Source organism: Cnuibacter physcomitrellae (genome assembly GCF_014640535.1).
Taxonomy (GTDB): Bacteria; Actinomycetota; Actinomycetes; order Actinomycetales; family Microbacteriaceae; genus Cnuibacter; species Cnuibacter physcomitrellae.
In genome coordinates this window covers 3,562,007-3,577,553 of sequence record NZ_BMHD01000001.1, presented here as the reverse complement: position 1 = coordinate 3,577,553, position 15,547 = coordinate 3,562,007, and the positions used below count along the sequence as shown (strand labels likewise).

The following is a 15,547-nucleotide window of genomic DNA, read 5'->3' as shown; positions in this document are numbered from 1 at the left end:
GAGGCCCCCGTCCTGGTGGACGAGGGCCTCTCGGGTGACGCGGGACGACCTAGTTGTAGGTGCCCGGGGTGTAGTCGTCGGAGCTGAAGCTGTCGAAGTCGACGAACGACAGATCCGCCTCCGAGAACACCGAGTCGTCGGAGAAGATGCGGTTCGGGTAGCGCTCCGCCTTCGCCTCCTCGGTGGCCTCGACGGACACGTTGCGGTACTTCGGCAGGCCGGTCCCGGCGGGGATCAGCTTTCCGATGATCACGTTCTCCTTCAGGCCCACCAGCGGGTCGGACTTGCCCTCCATGGCCGCCTGCGTCAGGACGCGGGTGGTCTCCTGGAAGGACGCGGCCGACAGCCACGACTCGGTCGCCAGCGAGGCCTTGGTGATTCCCATGACCTCCTGACGGGCCGAGGCGGGGCGCTTGCCCTCGGCGAGGGCACCGCGGTTGACCTCGGTGTAGCGCGACCGGTCGACGAGCTCACCGGGCAGCAGGTCGGTGTCGCCGTGCTCGACGACGGTGACCTTGCGCAGCATCTGGCGCACGATGACCTCGATGTGCTTGTCGTGGATCGGCACACCCTGCGAGCGGTAGACACCCTGCACACCGTCGACGAGGTGCTTCTGCACCTCGCGGACACCCTTGACCCGGAGGACCTCCTTGGGGTCGAGCGTGCCGACGATGAGCTGCTGCCCGAGCTCGACGTGCTGGCCGTCCTCGACGAGGAGGGTCGCTCGCTTCAGCACCGGGTAGGCGACGGGCTCGTCACCGTTGTCGGGCGTGAGGATCACCTTGCGCGAGCGGTCGGTGTCCTCGATCGTGATGCGGCCGGCGGCCTCCACGATCGGCGACGCGCCCTTGGGGGTGCGGGCCTCGAACAGCTCCTGCACGCGGGGAAGACCCTGCGTGATGTCGTCTGCCGACGCCGAACCACCGGTGTGGAAGGTGCGCATCGTGAGCTGCGTTCCGGGCTCACCGATCGACTGGGCGGCGATGATGCCGACCGCCTCGCCGATGTCGACGAGCTTGCCGGTGGCCAGCGAACGGCCGTAGCAGGCCGCGCAGACGCCGACGGCCGACTCGCAGGTCAGGACCGAGCGCACCTTGATGTTGCGCACGCCCGCCGCGACCAGCTTGTCGATGAGCACGTCGCCCACGTCCTCGCCGGCCTCGGCGACGACCTCGCCCTGCTCGTTGACCGCATCCGCGGCCAGCGACCGGGCGTAGACCGAGTTCTCGACGTTCGCGTCGCGGACCCAGACGCCGGGAGCCTCCTCCACGGCGATCGGGAGGTCGAGACCACGGCTGGTGCCGCAGTCGTCCTCGCGGATGATGACATCCTGCGAGACGTCGACCAGACGACGGGTGAGGTAGCCGGAGTCGGCGGTACGGAGCGCGGTGTCCGCCAGACCCTTACGAGCACCGTGCGTGGCGATGAAGTACTCCGCCACGGTCAGGCCCTCGCGGTAGGACGAGATGATCGGGCGAGGGATGATCTCACCCTTCGGGTTGTTCACCAGGCCTCGCATGCCGGCGATGTTGCGCACCTGCAGCCAGTTACCACGAGCACCGGAGGTCACCATGCGGTTGATGGTGTTGTCCTCGGGGAAGTTGGCGCGCATGGCTGCGGCCACCTCGTCGGTCGCCTTCGTCCAGATCTGGATGAGCTCCTGGCGGCGCTCGAGGTCGGTCGTCAGACCCTTCTCGAACTGGCCCTGGACCTTGGCGGCCTGCTTCTCGTAGTTCGCGATGATGTCGCGCTTCGTCGGCGGCGTGAGGATGTCGGACAGCGCCACGGTGACACCCGAGCGGGTGGCCCAGTAGAAGCCGGCGTCCTTGATGCGGTCGAGCGACGCGGCGACCTCCGTGCGCGGGTAGCGCTCGGCGAGGTCGTTCACGATCGCGGACAGCTTGCCCTTGTCGGCGACGGCCTCCACGTAGGGGTAGTCGACCGGCAGCGCCTCGTTGAACAGCGCGCGACCGAGGGTGGTCTCGACGAGCACGGGCCCGTCGACGTAGCCCTCGGGCCCGGCGCCCTCGGCGAAGTGCACGTCGCTCATGCGGATCTTGACGACCGCGTTGAGGTCGAGCGCGCCCTGGTCCTTGGCCAGGATCGCCTCGGAGACCGACGTGAACGCACGGCCCTCACCCTCGGCACCCTGCTTGACCGTGGTCAGGTGGTGCAGACCGATGATCATGTCCTGCGAGGGCAGGGTCACCGGACGGCCGTCGGAGGGCTTCAGGATGTTGTTCGACGCCAGCATCAGGATGCGGGCCTCGGCCTGGGCTTCGACCGACAGCGGCAGGTGCACGGCCATCTGGTCGCCGTCGAAGTCGGCGTTGAACGCCGCGCAGACGAGCGGGTGGAGCTGGATGGCCTTGCCCTCGACCAGCTGCGGCTCGAAGGCCTGGATGCCCAGACGGTGGAGCGTCGGCGCGCGGTTGAGGAGCACGGGACGCTCGCGGATGATCTCCTCCAGCACGTCCCACACCTGGGGACGGCTGCGCTCGACCATGCGCTTCGCGGCCTTGATGTTCTGGGCGTGGCTGAGGTCGATCAGGCGCTTGATCACGAACGGCTTGAACAGCTCCAGAGCCATCTGCTTGGGCAGACCGCACTGGTGCAGCTTCAGCTGCGGACCGACGATGATGACCGAGCGGCCCGAGTAGTCGACGCGCTTGCCCAGCAGGTTCTGGCGGAAGCGACCCTGCTTTCCCTTCAGCATGTCGCTGAGGGACTTCAGGGCGCGGTTGCCGGTACCGGTGACGGGACGACCGCGACGGCCGTTGTCGAACAGGGCGTCGACGGCCTCCTGCAGCATCCGCTTCTCGTTGTTGACGATGATCTCGGGGGCGCCGAGGTCGAGCAGTCGCCGGAGACGGTTGTTGCGGTTGATCACACGACGGTAGAGGTCGTTGAGGTCGGAGGTCGCGAAGCGGCCGCCGTCGAGCTGCACCATCGGGCGCAGCTCCGGCGGGATCACCGGCACGACGTCGAGGACCATCGCCGCCGGCGAGTTGCCGGTGGCGAGGAACGACGACACGACGCGGAGTCGCTTGATCGCGCGGATCTTCTTCTGACCCTTGCCCTCGGAGATCTGCAGGCGCAGGTTCTCCGCCTCGGTGGTGAGGTCGAAGGCCTCGAGGCGCTTCTTGATCGCCTCGGCGCCCATGTAGGCCTCGAAGTACATCCCGTAGCGGTCCTGGAGCTCGTGGAAGACGGCGTCCTCCGGCTTGAGCTCGCCGACCTTGAGGTTGCGGAAGTCCTCCCACACACGCTCGAGCTGGGAGATCTGGTCGTCGTAGGCCTTGCGGCTCTGCGCCATCTCCTTCTCGGCGCCGTCCTTGACGCGACGCTTCTGGTCGGCCTTGGCGCCCTCGTTCTCGAGCTCGGCGAGGTCGGCCTCGAGGCGCGCGAGACGGTCGGCGATGCGGGCGTCGCGCTGGTCGGACAGGGTCTTGATCTCGAGGCGGAGCTCGTTCTCGAGACCGGGCATGTCCTGGTGACGGCCGTCCTCGTCCACCGAGATGATCATGTACGCGGCGAAGTAGATGACCTTCTCGAGGTCCTTCGGCGCCATGTCGAGGAGGTACCCGAGGCGCGACGGGACGCCCTTGAAGTACCAGATGTGGGTGACGGGCGCGGCGAGCTCGATGTGGCCCATGCGCTCACGGCGGACCGAGGACTTGGTGACCTCGACACCGCATCGCTCACACACGATGCCCTTGAAGCGGACGCGCTTGTACTTGCCGCAGGAGCACTCCCAGTCACGGCTGGGCCCGAAGATCTGCTCACCGAACAGACCGTCCTTCTCGGGCTTCAGGGTGCGGTAGTTGATGGTCTCGGGCTTCTTGACCTCACCGTAGGACCACTTGCGGATGTCATCGGCCGTGGCGAGGCCGATGCGCAGCTCATCGAAGGTTGTAACGTCGAGCAATTGTCTTCTCTCTTTTCGAAAGACCGAAGGTAATCAGTGGTCGCCGGCTCAGATGTCGTCGATGGACGACGACTCGAAGCGGCTGGAGATGTTGATGCCGAGCTCCTCAGCGGCACGGAACACCTCGTCGTCGGTGTCGCGGAGGCTGACCGCGGTGCCGTCGGCCGAGAGGACCTCGACGTTCAGGCAGAGCGACTGCATCTCCTTGATGAGCACCTTGAACGACTCGGGGATGCCGGGCTCCTGGATGTTCTCGCCCTTGACGATCGCCTCGTAGACCTTCACGCGGCCGAGGATGTCGTCGGACTTGATCGTCAGGAGCTCCTGCAGCGCGTACGCGGCGCCGTAGGCCTCGAGGGCCCACACCTCCATCTCACCGAAGCGCTGGCCACCGAACTGCGCCTTACCACCGAGCGGCTGCTGGGTGATCATCGAGTACGGACCGGTCGAACGGGCGTGGATCTTGTCGTCGACCAGGTGGTGCAGCTTCAGGATGTACATGTAGCCGACCGAGACCGGGTACGGGTACGGCTCACCGGAGCGGCCGTCGAACAGGCGCGTCTTGCCGCTCGAGTCGATCAGGCGCTCGCCGTCGCGGTTCGGGATGGTCGAGTCGAGCAGACCTGCGATCTCCTCCTCCGACGCACCGTCGAAGACCGGGGTCGCGACCTTCGTGCCGGGCTCGGCCGAGCGGGCCTGCTCGGGCAGACGCGCGGCCCACTTGGGCTTGCCGTCGACCTCCCAGCCCTGCTTCGCGATCCACCCGAGGTGGGTCTCGAGCACCTGGCCGAAGTTCATGCGGCCGGGGATGCCGAGCGGGTTGAGCACGACGTCGACCGGGGTCCCGTCGGCGAGGAACGGCATGTCCTCCACCGGCAGGATCTTCGAGATGACGCCCTTGTTGCCGTGACGACCGGCGAGCTTGTCACCCGCGGTGATCTTGCGCTTCTGAGCGATGTAGACGACCACGCGCTGGTTGACGCCCGAGCCGAGCTCGTCGTCGTTCTCGGCCGAGAACTCCTTGACGGCGATGATCGTGCCCTCTTCACCGTGAGGCACCTTGAGGCTGGTGTCTCGCACCTCGCGGCTCTTCTCGTTGAAGATCGCGCGGAGCAGGCGCTCCTCGGCGCTCAGCTCGGTCTCGCCCTTCGGCGTGACCTTGCCGACGAGGATGTCGCCGGGACGGACCTCGGCGCCGATGCGGATGATGCCGCGCTCGTCGAGGTCGGCCAGCAGCTCCGGGCTGACGTTGGGGAGGTCACGGGTGATCTCCTCCTTGCCCAGCTTCGTGTCGCGCGCATCCACCTCGTACTCCTCGATGTGGATCGACGAGAGCACGTCGTCCTTCACGAGGTTCTGGCTGAGGATGATCGCGTCCTCGTAGTTGTGGCCCTCCCACGGCATGAACGCCACGAGGAGGTTCTTGCCGAGCGCGAGCTCGCCGTTCTCGGTGGCCGGGCCATCCGCGATGACCTCGCCCTTCTCGACCCGCTCGCCCTCGGAGACGACGACGCGGTGGTTGTAGGACGTGCCCTGGTTGGAGCGGTCGAACTTGCGGAGGTAGTACTCCTCGGTGCCGCCCTCGTCGAGCAGGACGGAGACGACGTCGGCGGAGACCTCCTGGACCACACCGGCGTTGTTCGCGATGACCACGTCACCGGCGTCGATCGCGGCGAAGCCCTCCATGCCGGTGCCGACGAACGGCGACTCGCTGCGCAGCAGCGGCACGGCCTGACGCTGCATGTTCGCACCCATGAGCGCGCGGTTGGCGTCGTCGTGCTCGAGGAACGGGATGAGCGAGGTCGCGACCGACACCATCTGGCGCGGGGAGACGTCCATGTAGCCGATCTCGTCGCGCGGGAAGAGGTCGACCTCGCCGCCCTTGCGGCGGGCCAGGACGCGGTCCTCGGCGAAGTGGAGGTCAGCGGTCAGCGGCGCGTTGGCCTGGGCGACGATGAAGTCGTCCTCCTCCGACGCGGTGAGGTAGTCGATGTGCTCGGTGACCCGGCCGTTCTCGACGCGACGGTACGGCGTCTCGATGAAGCCGAACGAGTTGATGCGCGCGAACGAGGCGAGCGAACCGATCAGACCGATGTTCGGACCCTCGGGGGTCTCGATCGGGCACATGCGGCCGTAGTGCGACGGGTGGACGTCGCGGACCTCGACGCCGGCGCGCTCACGGGACAGACCACCGGGGCCCAGCGCCGACAGGCGGCGCTTGTGGGTCAGGCCCGCGAGCGGGTTGTTCTGGTCCATGAACTGGCTGAGCTGCGAGGTGCCGAAGAACTCCTTGATCGCGGCCACGACGGGACGCACGTTGATCAGGGTCTGCGGGGTGATCGCCTCGATGTCCTGCGTGGTCATGCGCTCGCGGACGACGCGCTCCATGCGGGACAGACCGGTGCGGACCTGGTTCTGGATGAGCTCGCCCACCGCGCGGATGCGGCGGTTGCCGAAGTGGTCGATGTCGTCGACGTCGAGACGCAGCGTGACGGGCTGGCCGTCACGCACACCCGGGAGGGTGGTCTGGTTGTCGTGCAGGGCGACCAGGTACTTGATCGTGGCCACGATGTCGGCGACGGTGAGCACCGAGTCGGTGAGCGGCGCGTCGAGGCCGAGCTTGCGGTCGATCTTGTAGCGGCCGACCTTCGCGAGGTCGTAGCGCTTCGGGTTGAAGTAGAAGTTGTCGAGGAGCGCACGCGCGGCCTCGGCGGCGACCTGCTCGCCCGGACGGAGCTTGCGGTAGATGTCCTTCAGCGCCTCCTCCTTGGTGAGGATGGCGTCCTTCTCGAGGGTCGACTCGATCGACGCGAAGCCCTTGAACTCCTCGAGGATCTCCTCGCTGGTCATGCCGAGGGCCTTGAGGAACACCGTGACCGACTGCTTGCGCTTGCGGTCGATGCGGACGCCGACCTGGTCGCGCTTGTCGATCTCGAACTCGAGCCACGCACCGCGGCTCGGGATGATGCGCGCGGAGTAGATGTCCTTGTCGGAGGTCTTCTCCTGGGCGCGCTCGAAGTAGACGCCGGGAGAGCGCACGAGCTGCGACACGACGACACGCTCGGTGCCGTTGATGATGAACGTGCCCTTCTCGGTCATGAGCGGGAAGTCGCCCATGAAGACCGTCTGGGTCTTGATCTCACCGGTCTGGTGGTTCATGAACTCGGCCTCGACGTACAGCGGCGCGGCGTAGGTCTTGCCGCGCTCCTTGCACTCCTCGATCGAGTACTTCTCCGGCTCGAGGAACGGGCTGGTGAAGCTGAGCTGCATGGTCTCGCCGAGGTCTTCGATGGGCGAGATCTCCTCGAAGATCTCGTCGAGACCGCTGCGGTTCGGGAGGTCCTGTCGGCCCGCCTGCTTGGCCTCCTCGACGCGTGCCTTCCACGCGTCGTTGCCGACGAGCCAGTCGAAGCTCTCGGTCTGAAGGGCGAGCAGGTCAGGGACGGTGAGCGTGTCCGTGATCTTGGCGAAAGAAAGGCGGGAGTGGGCCCGACCGTTCTTGGGTGAGTTGGTGGTTGCGTTGCGCGCAGCAGCCAAGGAAATAACCTCCGTGGGCCCCGTCGGGCCTATGAGTCACTGTCGGTCGATGGTGGGATCACTCCGCAGATGTGGCCAGAACCCGCCATATGGTTCTAGAGTGTTGCTGCGACGAGGGTGTCCAGCCGTCCGGAAGGGCGACGATCACACCGCTCCATCACAGGTGCCGACCGCAATATGAAGGCATGAGATGTTCTGGGAGCGCAAAGAACAACTATAGGCACTCTCGACACGCCTGTCCAGTGGTTTGCTTGACCACTTTGAGATTCTCGGGTATAAGTTCTCGTCGATGAGCGGATCCGACCCCTCGGCGGCGTCTCCGCTGCCCCTCGGGCCCGAACGCTCGATCGACTCCTGGCTGCGTCGGCTGCTCGGGCGGGCGCCTCGGCGCGGCCCGCTGGCGTGGCTCGTCGAGCTGCTCGCCTTCGGCCTGAAGCAGGCCTGGGCATGCCTCTTCGGAGCGGCTCTCCTCGCGGTCATCCTCGCGGCGCGCCTGTGGTACCCGGACGGCGTGTGGCTCGCCCGGAACGACGCGCTCACCCTGGCGGCCGTGGCCATCCAGATCGTGATGATCGCGACCCGTCTCGAGACGTGGCGCGAGCTCAGGGTCATCGTGCTGTTCCACATCGTGGGGACGGTGATGGAGCTGTTCAAGACCGACGTGGGGTCGTGGACGTACGGCGCCGACGGGGTGCTCCGGATCGCGGGGGTCCCGTTGTTCAGCGGGTTCATGTACGCCGCCGTCGGGTCGTACCTGGTGCGCGTCTACCGCCTGTTCGACCTGCGCTTCACCCGGTATCCGCGGCTGTGGGTCACAGCGGTGATCGCGGCGGCCATCTACGCGAACTTCTTCACGCACCACTGGATCTGGGACCTGCGCTGGGTGCTGGTCGCCGCGGTCGTGGTGGTGTGGGGCCGGTCGATGATGCACTTCCGGGTGTTCCGCCGCACGCTCCGGATGCCGGTGCTGCTCGCCTTCCTCCTGGTGGCGCTGTTCATCTGGTTCGCCGAGAACATCGCCACCTGGTCGAACGCCTGGACCTACCCGTCACAGGCGGACGGCTGGGAGCTGGTGGGGATCTCGAAGCTGGTGTCGTGGTTCCTGCTGATGATCATCTCGGTCGTGCTCGTGACGTGGGTCTATCCGCCGCGAGCGCCCGCCGGGCCCGCTTCGCCGGCGGTGCCCGCCGGGCCCGCTGCCCGCGGGTAGGGTCGGAGCGTGGCACGCGGGGACGAGAGGTCGGAGACGCCGACCGTCAGGCTGGCGTCAGGCATGGTGGCCACCATCCGGCCGGATCCGTTCGAGGCCGGGTCTCGCATCCTCGTCGTGGACGGGACGCCGCAGTCGCACGTCGACCTCGAGGACCCGACGCACCTGTCGTTCGAGTACGTGCGGCGGATCGGGCACGCGATCGACGTGGTACGGCCCGCGGGAGAGCCGATCACGGCCGTGCACCTCGGCGCCGGCGCCTTCACGCTCCCCCGCTACGTGGCGGCGACGCGGCCCGGCTCGCGGCAGCAGGTGGTGGAGATCGACGAGGACCTCGCCGCCTTCGTCCGCCGCGAACTGCCGCTGCCTCGCGGAGCGAGCATCCGCGTGCGCTACGGCGACGCCCGGGAGGTGCTGTCGCGGCTCCCGGCCGGACTGCGCGGACAGGCGGACGTGGTGGTCAGCGACATCTTCGCCGGAGCCCGGACGCCCGCGCACGTCACGAGCGCGGAGTACTACCGCGAGGTGGCGGAGGTGCTCGCGCCCGACGGGCTGCTGGCCGTGAACGTCGCCGACGGCGCGGGCCTGGCGTTCGCGCGGTCGCAGGCGGCGACCCTGTCCCACGTGTTCGACCACGTGGCGCTCGCCGCCGATCCGCAGATGCTCAAGGCCCGGCGGTTCGGCAACATCGTGGCCTTCGCGTCGAACACAGGACTTCCCTTTGAATCGCTGCCCAGGCGGTTGGCGGGCGACCCGGTGGCGAGCAGGCTGGTCGAAGGAGCGGACGTCGGGCGGTTCGCGGCCGGGGCGCCGATCGCGACCGATCAGACGGCGACCGGCTCCCCGTCGCCGGCGCGCAGCGTGTTCCAGGTCCCCCGCGGAGGCGGGTGAGCTGAGCGACGGCGCTCCCGGACGAGGGCGAGGGAGAGAGGGACGGATGCGCAGAGCAGGGACGCTGACGGCGGTGGCCGCCCTCGCCGTGGGGCTCGCCGGCTGCACGGGGATCGTCGGTCCGGACCCCGAGGTGACGAACTCGCGGTACGCCACCTACAGCCCGGTGGGCACCCCGACCCCGTCGCCCACGCCCTCCCCCACCCCGACCGCCGCACCCGCGGAGGAGCTCGGGCCGGTCGTGCCCTTCGGCGACCCGGGCCCGCTCGTCAGCGGACTGGCCGCGCCGTGGTCGATCGCGCAGCCCGCCGACGGCTCCGTGCTCCTCAGCGAGCGCGACGAGGGCCGCATCGTGGAGGACGTCGGCGGCACCGCGGTCGACGTCGCCCGGATCGGGGACGTGGCCGCCGCCGGCGAGGGGGGACTGCTCGGGCTCGCACCGTGGCAGGGCGCCGACGGGTCGTGGCTCTACGCCTACTACACGACCGCATCCGACAACCGGGTGGTGCGGATGCCGCTCGCGGGGACGCCGGGAGCGCACACGCTCGGCGCTCCGGAGGTGGTGCTCGCGGGACTGCCGAAGGCGTCGAACCACAACGGCGGGCGCATCGCGTTCGGACCCGACGGGATGCTCTACGTCACCGTCGGCGACGCGAACCAGCGCGATCTCGCGCAATCGGTGGAGTTCCTCGGCGGCAAGATCCTGCGGATCACGCCGCAGGGGCAGGTGCCCGCGGACAACCCGTTCGCCGGATCGCCCGTGTGGTCGCTCGGGCACCGCAACCCGCAGGGCATCGACTGGGCCGCCGACGGGACGATGTGGGCGGCCGAGTTCGGGCAGGACACCTACGACGAGCTCAACGTCATCACCCCCGGTGCGAACTACGGCTGGCCGATCGCCGAGGGGTTCGCCGGCGACGGCCGCTTCACCGAACCGGTCGCCCAGTGGGCGACCGACGACGCCAGCCCCAGTGGGATCGCGGTCATCGGCGACACCGTCTTCATGGCCGGCCTCGGCGGCGAGCGTCTCTGGACGATCACCTTCGACGGTCGCTCGCAGGAGTGGTTCACCGGCGCCTTCGGCCGCATCCGGGACGTCGCCCCGGGCCCGGAGAACACGCTGCTCTTCCTCACCAACAACACCGACGGCCGGGGATCACCGCGCGACGGCGACGACGTGCTGTACCGAGTCGACCTCGCGAAGGCCGGCTGACGGCGCGGCGACGGGCACGGGCACGGTGGTGCTCGTTACCCTGGGAGGGACATGAGCATCATCACCGGGTACGACATGACCACCTTGCGCGAGAAGGTCGATGTCGACGCCGTGACCGAGAGGCTCGAGGAGCTCGGTCAGCTGCGCAGCCTGACCGCGCTCAACGAGAAGGTGGTGCTGCTGCGCCTCACCGGGCGGCTCGACGAGGCGATGACGGTCGCCAACGAGGCCGTGCGCCAGGCGCGCTTCTCGGGTGATCGCGAGCTCACCCTCGGCGCTCGCATCCGCCGCGCGCAGGTCATGCAGTACCAGGGGAAGCTCGCCGCAGCGCTGCAGGAGCTCTCTCTGTGCGTCGAGGAGGCGCAGAACCACGAGTGGGGCACCCTCGAGGCCGTGTCGACGCTGAGCCGCGGCAAGGTGCACTTCGAGCTGGAGGACTACCCGGCCGCCCTGGTCGACTTCAAGGTGGCCGTCTTCCTCATGGAGAAGCTCGGCGCCTCGCTCGACCAGCTCGAGTCGTCGCTCGTGGCGGTCGCCGTGACCGAATCGTACCTCGGGTCCTGATCGTGGCCGATCTGGCGCGGGTCACACGGTGGGCGGATGCCCTCATCGCGATGCACCTCGACTCCTCGTGGACCTTCGGGTTCGACAACGCGAAGACACGCGCCGGACAGTGCAACTACACCGCTCGACGGATCACCGTGTCGCGCTACCTCGCGTCGAGGTACGAGGACGACGAGATCCACCAGGTGCTGCTCCACGAGGTGGCTCACGCGCTCGCCGGCGCGGGCGCCGGCCACGGGGTGCGGTGGAAGACGGTCGCGTCGTCGATCGGCTACGTCGGGTCGCGTCTGCACGACGGCGAGCGCGCCGACGACCTCGCACCGTGGGTCGGCGTCTGCCCTGCCGGGCACTCGTACTTCCGGCACCGGCGGCCCACGACCCGGCTGTCCTGCAGCCGGTGCTCGCGCCGCTTCAGCGCCGCCCACCTCATCGAGTGGACGCGGCGCGACGTGTCGCCCGCCCGCGCTCAGGCTCGCCGCTCAGCCTGAGGCCTCCTCTGCCGGCCTCCGGCTTCGGCTGCCTCATCCCCAGCCGAGGCGGCCGGAGAGGGGGTCGGTGAACCAGATGGAGCCGTCCGGGGCGACGTCGATCGAGCCCAGGAGGAGGCCGGGCGTCGACGGGCCCAGGACGGTGAAACGGCCGCGCGGGTCGACCGAGACGATCCGGCCGGTGGTGTCGGCGTAGATGACGCCCTGCGATCCCGGGCGGAGGACGGTAGGGAGCGCGAGACCGGCCGGGGTGGTCGGCACGGGGAACCTGTCCTCCGTGCCTGCGGGGTCGAGACGCAGCAGGTCGGAGCCGTCGAGCATCCAGAGAGCGCCGTCGGCACCGGACTCGAGGTGCGACGCCCACCTCGACGACAAGGGGAGGCTCGTCACCGTGCCCGTCCCGGGGTCGAGTGCATCGACAGTTAAGGACCCGAACTGGGTCATCCACAGCCGCCCGTCCTGGCCCCACGTGACGCTCTCCGGGATCCCGCCGCTTCCACCCGTGATCGTGACGAGGTCGATCGATCCGTCGGGACGCGCGTGGCCGACCACGGAGGCGGTCGCCGTGCCGAACCAGACGGAGCCGTCTCGGGCTGCGGTGAGGTCGGTGATACGGTCGGCGCCGGGGAGAGCGAGGTCGGACACCGCCGCGGAGGCCGGGTCGTACCGGTGCAGGACGGAGTCGGACGGGTCGGCGAACCAGATCGCGCCGTCGCTCGACTCGACGAGCAGGCTCACGCGCCACGGCGAGGTCGCGGTCGTGGGGACCACCGCCCACGTGCCCGAGACCGGGTCGTAGGAGTTCAGCGTGCCGGTCGACTCGTCGTCGAACCACACGACGCCCGTGGACGCGACGAGGAGCGTCCGCGGGCGGCCTCCGGCCGGCTCCGGCAGCTCGCGCCACTGGACGAGCCAGTCCGACGGATGCGGCGCCACCGGCAGGAGGACCGTCGCATGCGCCCCCTCGAGGGTCGAGGCGACGGACGACGCGAGCACCGTCGCCAGGCCGACGCCCAGCGCGACGGCGAGGGCCTTCGGCCCACGGAACCTCGGCGCGCGGACCCTCATCCCCACCCCAGCGAAGCGCGCAACGGGTCGGTGTACCAGAGGGAGCCATCCGGCGCGAGAGCGATGGCCTGGGGCAGATGGCCGGCGCCACCGGGGCCGAGCGGGGTGAACGCCCCATCGGACGCCACGGAGAGGATCCGCCCCTCGGTGTCGGCGTAGAGGACGGCGTCGCCGCCTCGGGTGAGGGAGAACGGGAAGGCGATCGACGACGCGGGCACGATGAAGGTCTCGTCGGAGCCGTCGATACCCACGCGGTGGAGCGAGTTGTTGTCGACGAGCCAGAGGGCGCCGTCGGCACCCGCCTCGATCTCGCTCGTCGCGAAGGCCGAGATCGGGTAGCTCGTCGTGCGCGTCGAGACGGGGTCGTAGGCGTCGATCGCTCCGACGCCGTACTGCGCGACCCAGAGCCGCCCGTCTGGCCCCCAGGTGACGTCGACGGGTATCCCGCCGCTGCCCGCGAGCGTGACGAGCTCGAGCGGGGCGCCGTGCGCGACGTGCCCCACCTCGTCGGCGAGGGAGGTGCCGAACCAGATCGACCCGTCCGGTGACGCCGCGAGCGCCAGAGGACGGATGCCCGCGGGCATGAGGGTCTCGTCGATCACCCCGGTGTCGGGGTCCAGCCTCGACACCGTCTCGGCCGTCGGGTCGGAGTACCAGATCGCCCCGTCGGCCGCTTCCACGATCGAGACGACGAACGCGTCGCTCGCGAGGGGGTACGGGGCCAGCGACCCTGTGGCGGGGTCGTAGGCCAGCAGGCGGGATGACGCGCCGTCGGCGAACCAGACCGTGCCATCGGCCGCCGTCGTGATGACGCTCGGCTGAACGCCGGGAGGGAGCGCGACGTCGTGCCAGAGGACGTGCGAGCCGGGAGACGGCGGGGCGACCGGCGGACGCGCGTCGGCCACGAGGGGAGACACGAAGATCAGTGCCGTCGTCGTGAGGGACGCGGCGGCGAAGGAGAGGAGACGACGCACCCGCCCATCATGGGGGCGGGTGCGTCGGAGGGGACCTGAGTACTTCCTACTCGGTGACCTCGACCTCTTTCCAGAACGCGACGTAGTTCGAGAAGTCCTTGCCCACGCGGTCGAACGCGGTGGCGTACGGGTTCGGGTACGACCACGCGCGGTCGTGGAGCGAGGTGCCGTCGACGGTGACGTCGAAGTACTGGCACTCGCCCTTCCACGGGCACGTGTAGGGGGTGTCGCTCTCGCTGAGCAGCTCCGACCTCACGCTCGACGGCGGGAAGTACCAGTTGCCCTCGATGGCGATGAGGTCCTCCTTGGGCGCCTCCGCGATGACCGTTCCGTCGACCACTGCCTTCATGCTGAATCCTCCTGTGAGACTGTGACGACCACGCTACGCCTTTGCCGGCCCCGTGCATCCGGACAGACTGGGTGGATGCGCGTGCTGCTCAAGCTGATCCTCGACTGCGACCCGGACGCGGCCTGGCGCGCCATCCGCAGTCCCGCCGTCTTCCGCGAGGTGTCGAGCCCGCTGCTCGACATCGAGTCGCTCGCCGCGGACGGGTTCCCCACGGTGTGGGAGCCGGGTCAGCACCCGGTCGAGATCCGCGGCGGCGGGATCGTGCCGCTGGGGAAGCAGATCATCCGCTTGAGCGTCCAGACCCGTCAGCACGGCGACGTGCGCATCCTGCACGACTCGGGTCAGCCGGTCACGGGAGCACTCACGGCCGTGACGCTCTGGGACCATCGGATGGCCGTCGCCCCCGACCCGAAGGGGACGGGCAAGACGCTCTATCGTGACCAGCTCACCATCGGTGCGGGGCTGCTGACGCCCGCGGTCTGGTATTCGCTGTGGGCGTTCTGGCAGTGGCGCGGGCACAAGCTCAAGGAGCTCGCGCCCACCTGGGCGTACGACCTGCCCCGCGATGAGGAGGAGCCGGCGTGAGCATCCGCACCGCGCTCGAGACGGCTGACTGGCGTCAGCGCGTCTTCGCTCTCTACGCCGAGGTGCGCCGGGTGAGCGAGGTCGACCCCGCCGCCGCGCACGCGGCGTGGCGCGCCGCCCGCGACGAGCTCTTCGCGACGCATCCCGCCACTCCCCTGCTGCCCGAGGACAGGGCCTCGTTCCGCGGCCTGCCCGTTGCGGACTACGACCCCGCGTGGCGGTTCGTCGTCGACCTCGCCGAGCCGGCCGAGCCGGCGTCGTTCGAGTTCGAGACCGGGACCGACGGGCTCGTCCCGTTCGAGCTGCTCGGCGTCTCCCACGTGCCTGGCGTCGGCGACCTCGACGTGTGGCGTCTCGCGTCCTACGGCGGCGGGCTCTTCCTCCCGGTGAAGGACGGGCTCGCCGGGAAGCCCGGAGGGACCTACGGCGGCGGGCGGTACCTGCTCGACACGATCAAGGGCGCGCACCTGGGCGACCCCGACGGGCGGCTCGTGCTCGACTTCAACTTCGCCTACAACCCGTCGTGCGCCTACGACCCCGCGTGGGCGTGCCCCCTGGCGCCGGCGGGCGACACGGTCGCCTCGGAGATCCCCGTGGGCGAACGCTACGAAGGCGCTCACTGAGCATCCTGTAGGCTGAAGGGACGCAGGCTCCACGATGAGCCGCGTGCGTCGTAGAACGCTTCCTCGCGCATCCGCCACTCTGGCCGGTGCGGCGACACTTTCTCACGGCGAACGGAT

12 protein-coding genes are annotated in these 15,547 nt (G+C 69.2%); 7 read left to right on the top strand and 5 right to left on the bottom strand.

From position 1 onward, the window contains the following. Positions 1 to 49: 49 nt before the first annotated feature. Together rpoC and rpoB are read right to left on the bottom strand one after the other, a co-directional pair. Positions 50 to 3,928 (bottom strand): DNA-directed RNA polymerase subunit beta', encoded by a 3,879-nt coding sequence (gene rpoC / locus IEX69_RS16785; protein WP_085018723.1) that lies wholly within the window; start codon positions 3,926 to 3,928, stop codon positions 50 to 52. A 48-nt stretch (positions 3,929 to 3,976) separates the two neighbouring features. Beyond that, on the bottom strand, positions 3,977 to 7,465 hold the full coding sequence (rpoB, locus tag IEX69_RS16780; protein ID WP_085018722.1) for a DNA-directed RNA polymerase subunit beta: 3,489 nt from the start codon (positions 7,463 to 7,465) through the stop codon (positions 3,977 to 3,979). Between the two features lie 289 nt (positions 7,466 to 7,754). Between rpoB and IEX69_RS16775 the strand changes: the two genes are divergently transcribed. The 5 genes from IEX69_RS16775 to IEX69_RS16755 are packed head-to-tail and all read left to right on the top strand — an operon-like array spanning position 7,755 to position 11,831. Next, on the top strand, positions 7,755 to 8,675 hold the full coding sequence (locus IEX69_RS16775) for a DUF817 domain-containing protein (protein WP_085018721.1): 921 nt from the start codon (positions 7,755 to 7,757) through the stop codon (positions 8,673 to 8,675). 9 nt (positions 8,676 to 8,684) lie between these two features. After that, complete coding sequence (locus IEX69_RS16770; RefSeq protein WP_373284482.1) at positions 8,685 to 9,566, top strand: spermidine synthase; 882 nt, start codon at positions 8,685 to 8,687, stop codon at positions 9,564 to 9,566. Between the two features lie 46 nt (positions 9,567 to 9,612). Beyond that, positions 9,613 to 10,779, top strand: coding sequence for a PQQ-dependent sugar dehydrogenase (locus IEX69_RS16765; protein WP_085018719.1), 1,167 nt, complete (start codon positions 9,613 to 9,615; stop codon positions 10,777 to 10,779). Between the two features lie 51 nt (positions 10,780 to 10,830). After that, positions 10,831 to 11,343, top strand: coding sequence for a hypothetical protein (locus tag IEX69_RS16760; RefSeq protein WP_174604400.1), 513 nt, complete (start codon positions 10,831 to 10,833; stop codon positions 11,341 to 11,343). A gap of 2 nt (positions 11,344 to 11,345) precedes the next feature. Continuing rightward, the gene (locus IEX69_RS16755) at positions 11,346 to 11,831 is read left to right on the top strand and encodes a SprT-like domain-containing protein (protein ID WP_085018718.1); all 486 of its coding nucleotides are present in this window, start codon (positions 11,346 to 11,348) and stop codon (positions 11,829 to 11,831) included. Positions 11,832 to 11,864: 33 nt separating this feature from the next. On the opposite strand, the gene IEX69_RS16750 is transcribed toward IEX69_RS16755, so the two are convergent. The 3 genes from IEX69_RS16750 to IEX69_RS16740 are packed head-to-tail and all read right to left on the bottom strand — an operon-like array spanning position 11,865 to position 14,222. After that, positions 11,865 to 12,899: a Vgb family protein gene (locus tag IEX69_RS16750; RefSeq protein ID WP_085018717.1), complete on the bottom strand. Its 1,035-nt coding sequence runs from the start codon at positions 12,897 to 12,899 to the stop codon at positions 11,865 to 11,867. After that, a complete protein-coding gene (locus tag IEX69_RS16745) occupies positions 12,896 to 13,873 on the bottom strand; it encodes a Vgb family protein (RefSeq protein WP_085018716.1) in 978 nt (325 codons plus the stop codon). The genes IEX69_RS16750 and IEX69_RS16745 overlap by 4 nt, the downstream gene beginning before the upstream one ends. Positions 13,874 to 13,919: 46 nt before the next feature. After that, on the bottom strand, positions 13,920 to 14,222 hold the full coding sequence (locus IEX69_RS16740) for a DUF427 domain-containing protein (protein ID WP_085018715.1): 303 nt from the start codon (positions 14,220 to 14,222) through the stop codon (positions 13,920 to 13,922). Positions 14,223 to 14,297: 75 nt separating this feature from the next. Here IEX69_RS16740 and IEX69_RS16735 point away from each other — a divergent pair, with 75 nt between their 5' ends. Next, the gene (locus IEX69_RS16735; protein WP_085018714.1) at positions 14,298 to 14,807 is read left to right on the top strand and encodes a hypothetical protein; all 510 of its coding nucleotides are present in this window, start codon (positions 14,298 to 14,300) and stop codon (positions 14,805 to 14,807) included. Beyond that, the gene (locus IEX69_RS16730) at positions 14,804 to 15,430 is read left to right on the top strand and encodes a DUF1684 domain-containing protein (protein ID WP_085018713.1); all 627 of its coding nucleotides are present in this window, start codon (positions 14,804 to 14,806) and stop codon (positions 15,428 to 15,430) included. The genes IEX69_RS16735 and IEX69_RS16730 overlap by 4 nt, the downstream gene beginning before the upstream one ends. The last annotated feature ends 117 nt before the right edge of the window (positions 15,431 to 15,547 follow it).

Coding starts and splice junctions, on each gene's coding strand:
- IEX69_RS16775 (WP_085018721.1), top strand. CDS start 7,755: ATGAGCGGATCCGACCCCTCGGCGGCGTCTCCGCTGCCCCTCGGGCCC.
- IEX69_RS16765 (WP_085018719.1), top strand. CDS start 9,613: ATGCGCAGAGCAGGGACGCTGACGGCGGTGGCCGCCCTCGCCGTGGGG.
- IEX69_RS16760 (WP_174604400.1), top strand. CDS start 10,831: ATGAGCATCATCACCGGGTACGACATGACCACCTTGCGCGAGAAGGTC.
- IEX69_RS16750 (WP_085018717.1), bottom strand. CDS start 12,899: ATGAGGGTCCGCGCGCCGAGGTTCCGTGGGCCGAAGGCCCTCGCCGTC.
- IEX69_RS16740 (WP_085018715.1), bottom strand. CDS start 14,222: ATGAAGGCAGTGGTCGACGGAACGGTCATCGCGGAGGCGCCCAAGGAG.
- IEX69_RS16735 (WP_085018714.1), top strand. CDS start 14,298: ATGCGCGTGCTGCTCAAGCTGATCCTCGACTGCGACCCGGACGCGGCC.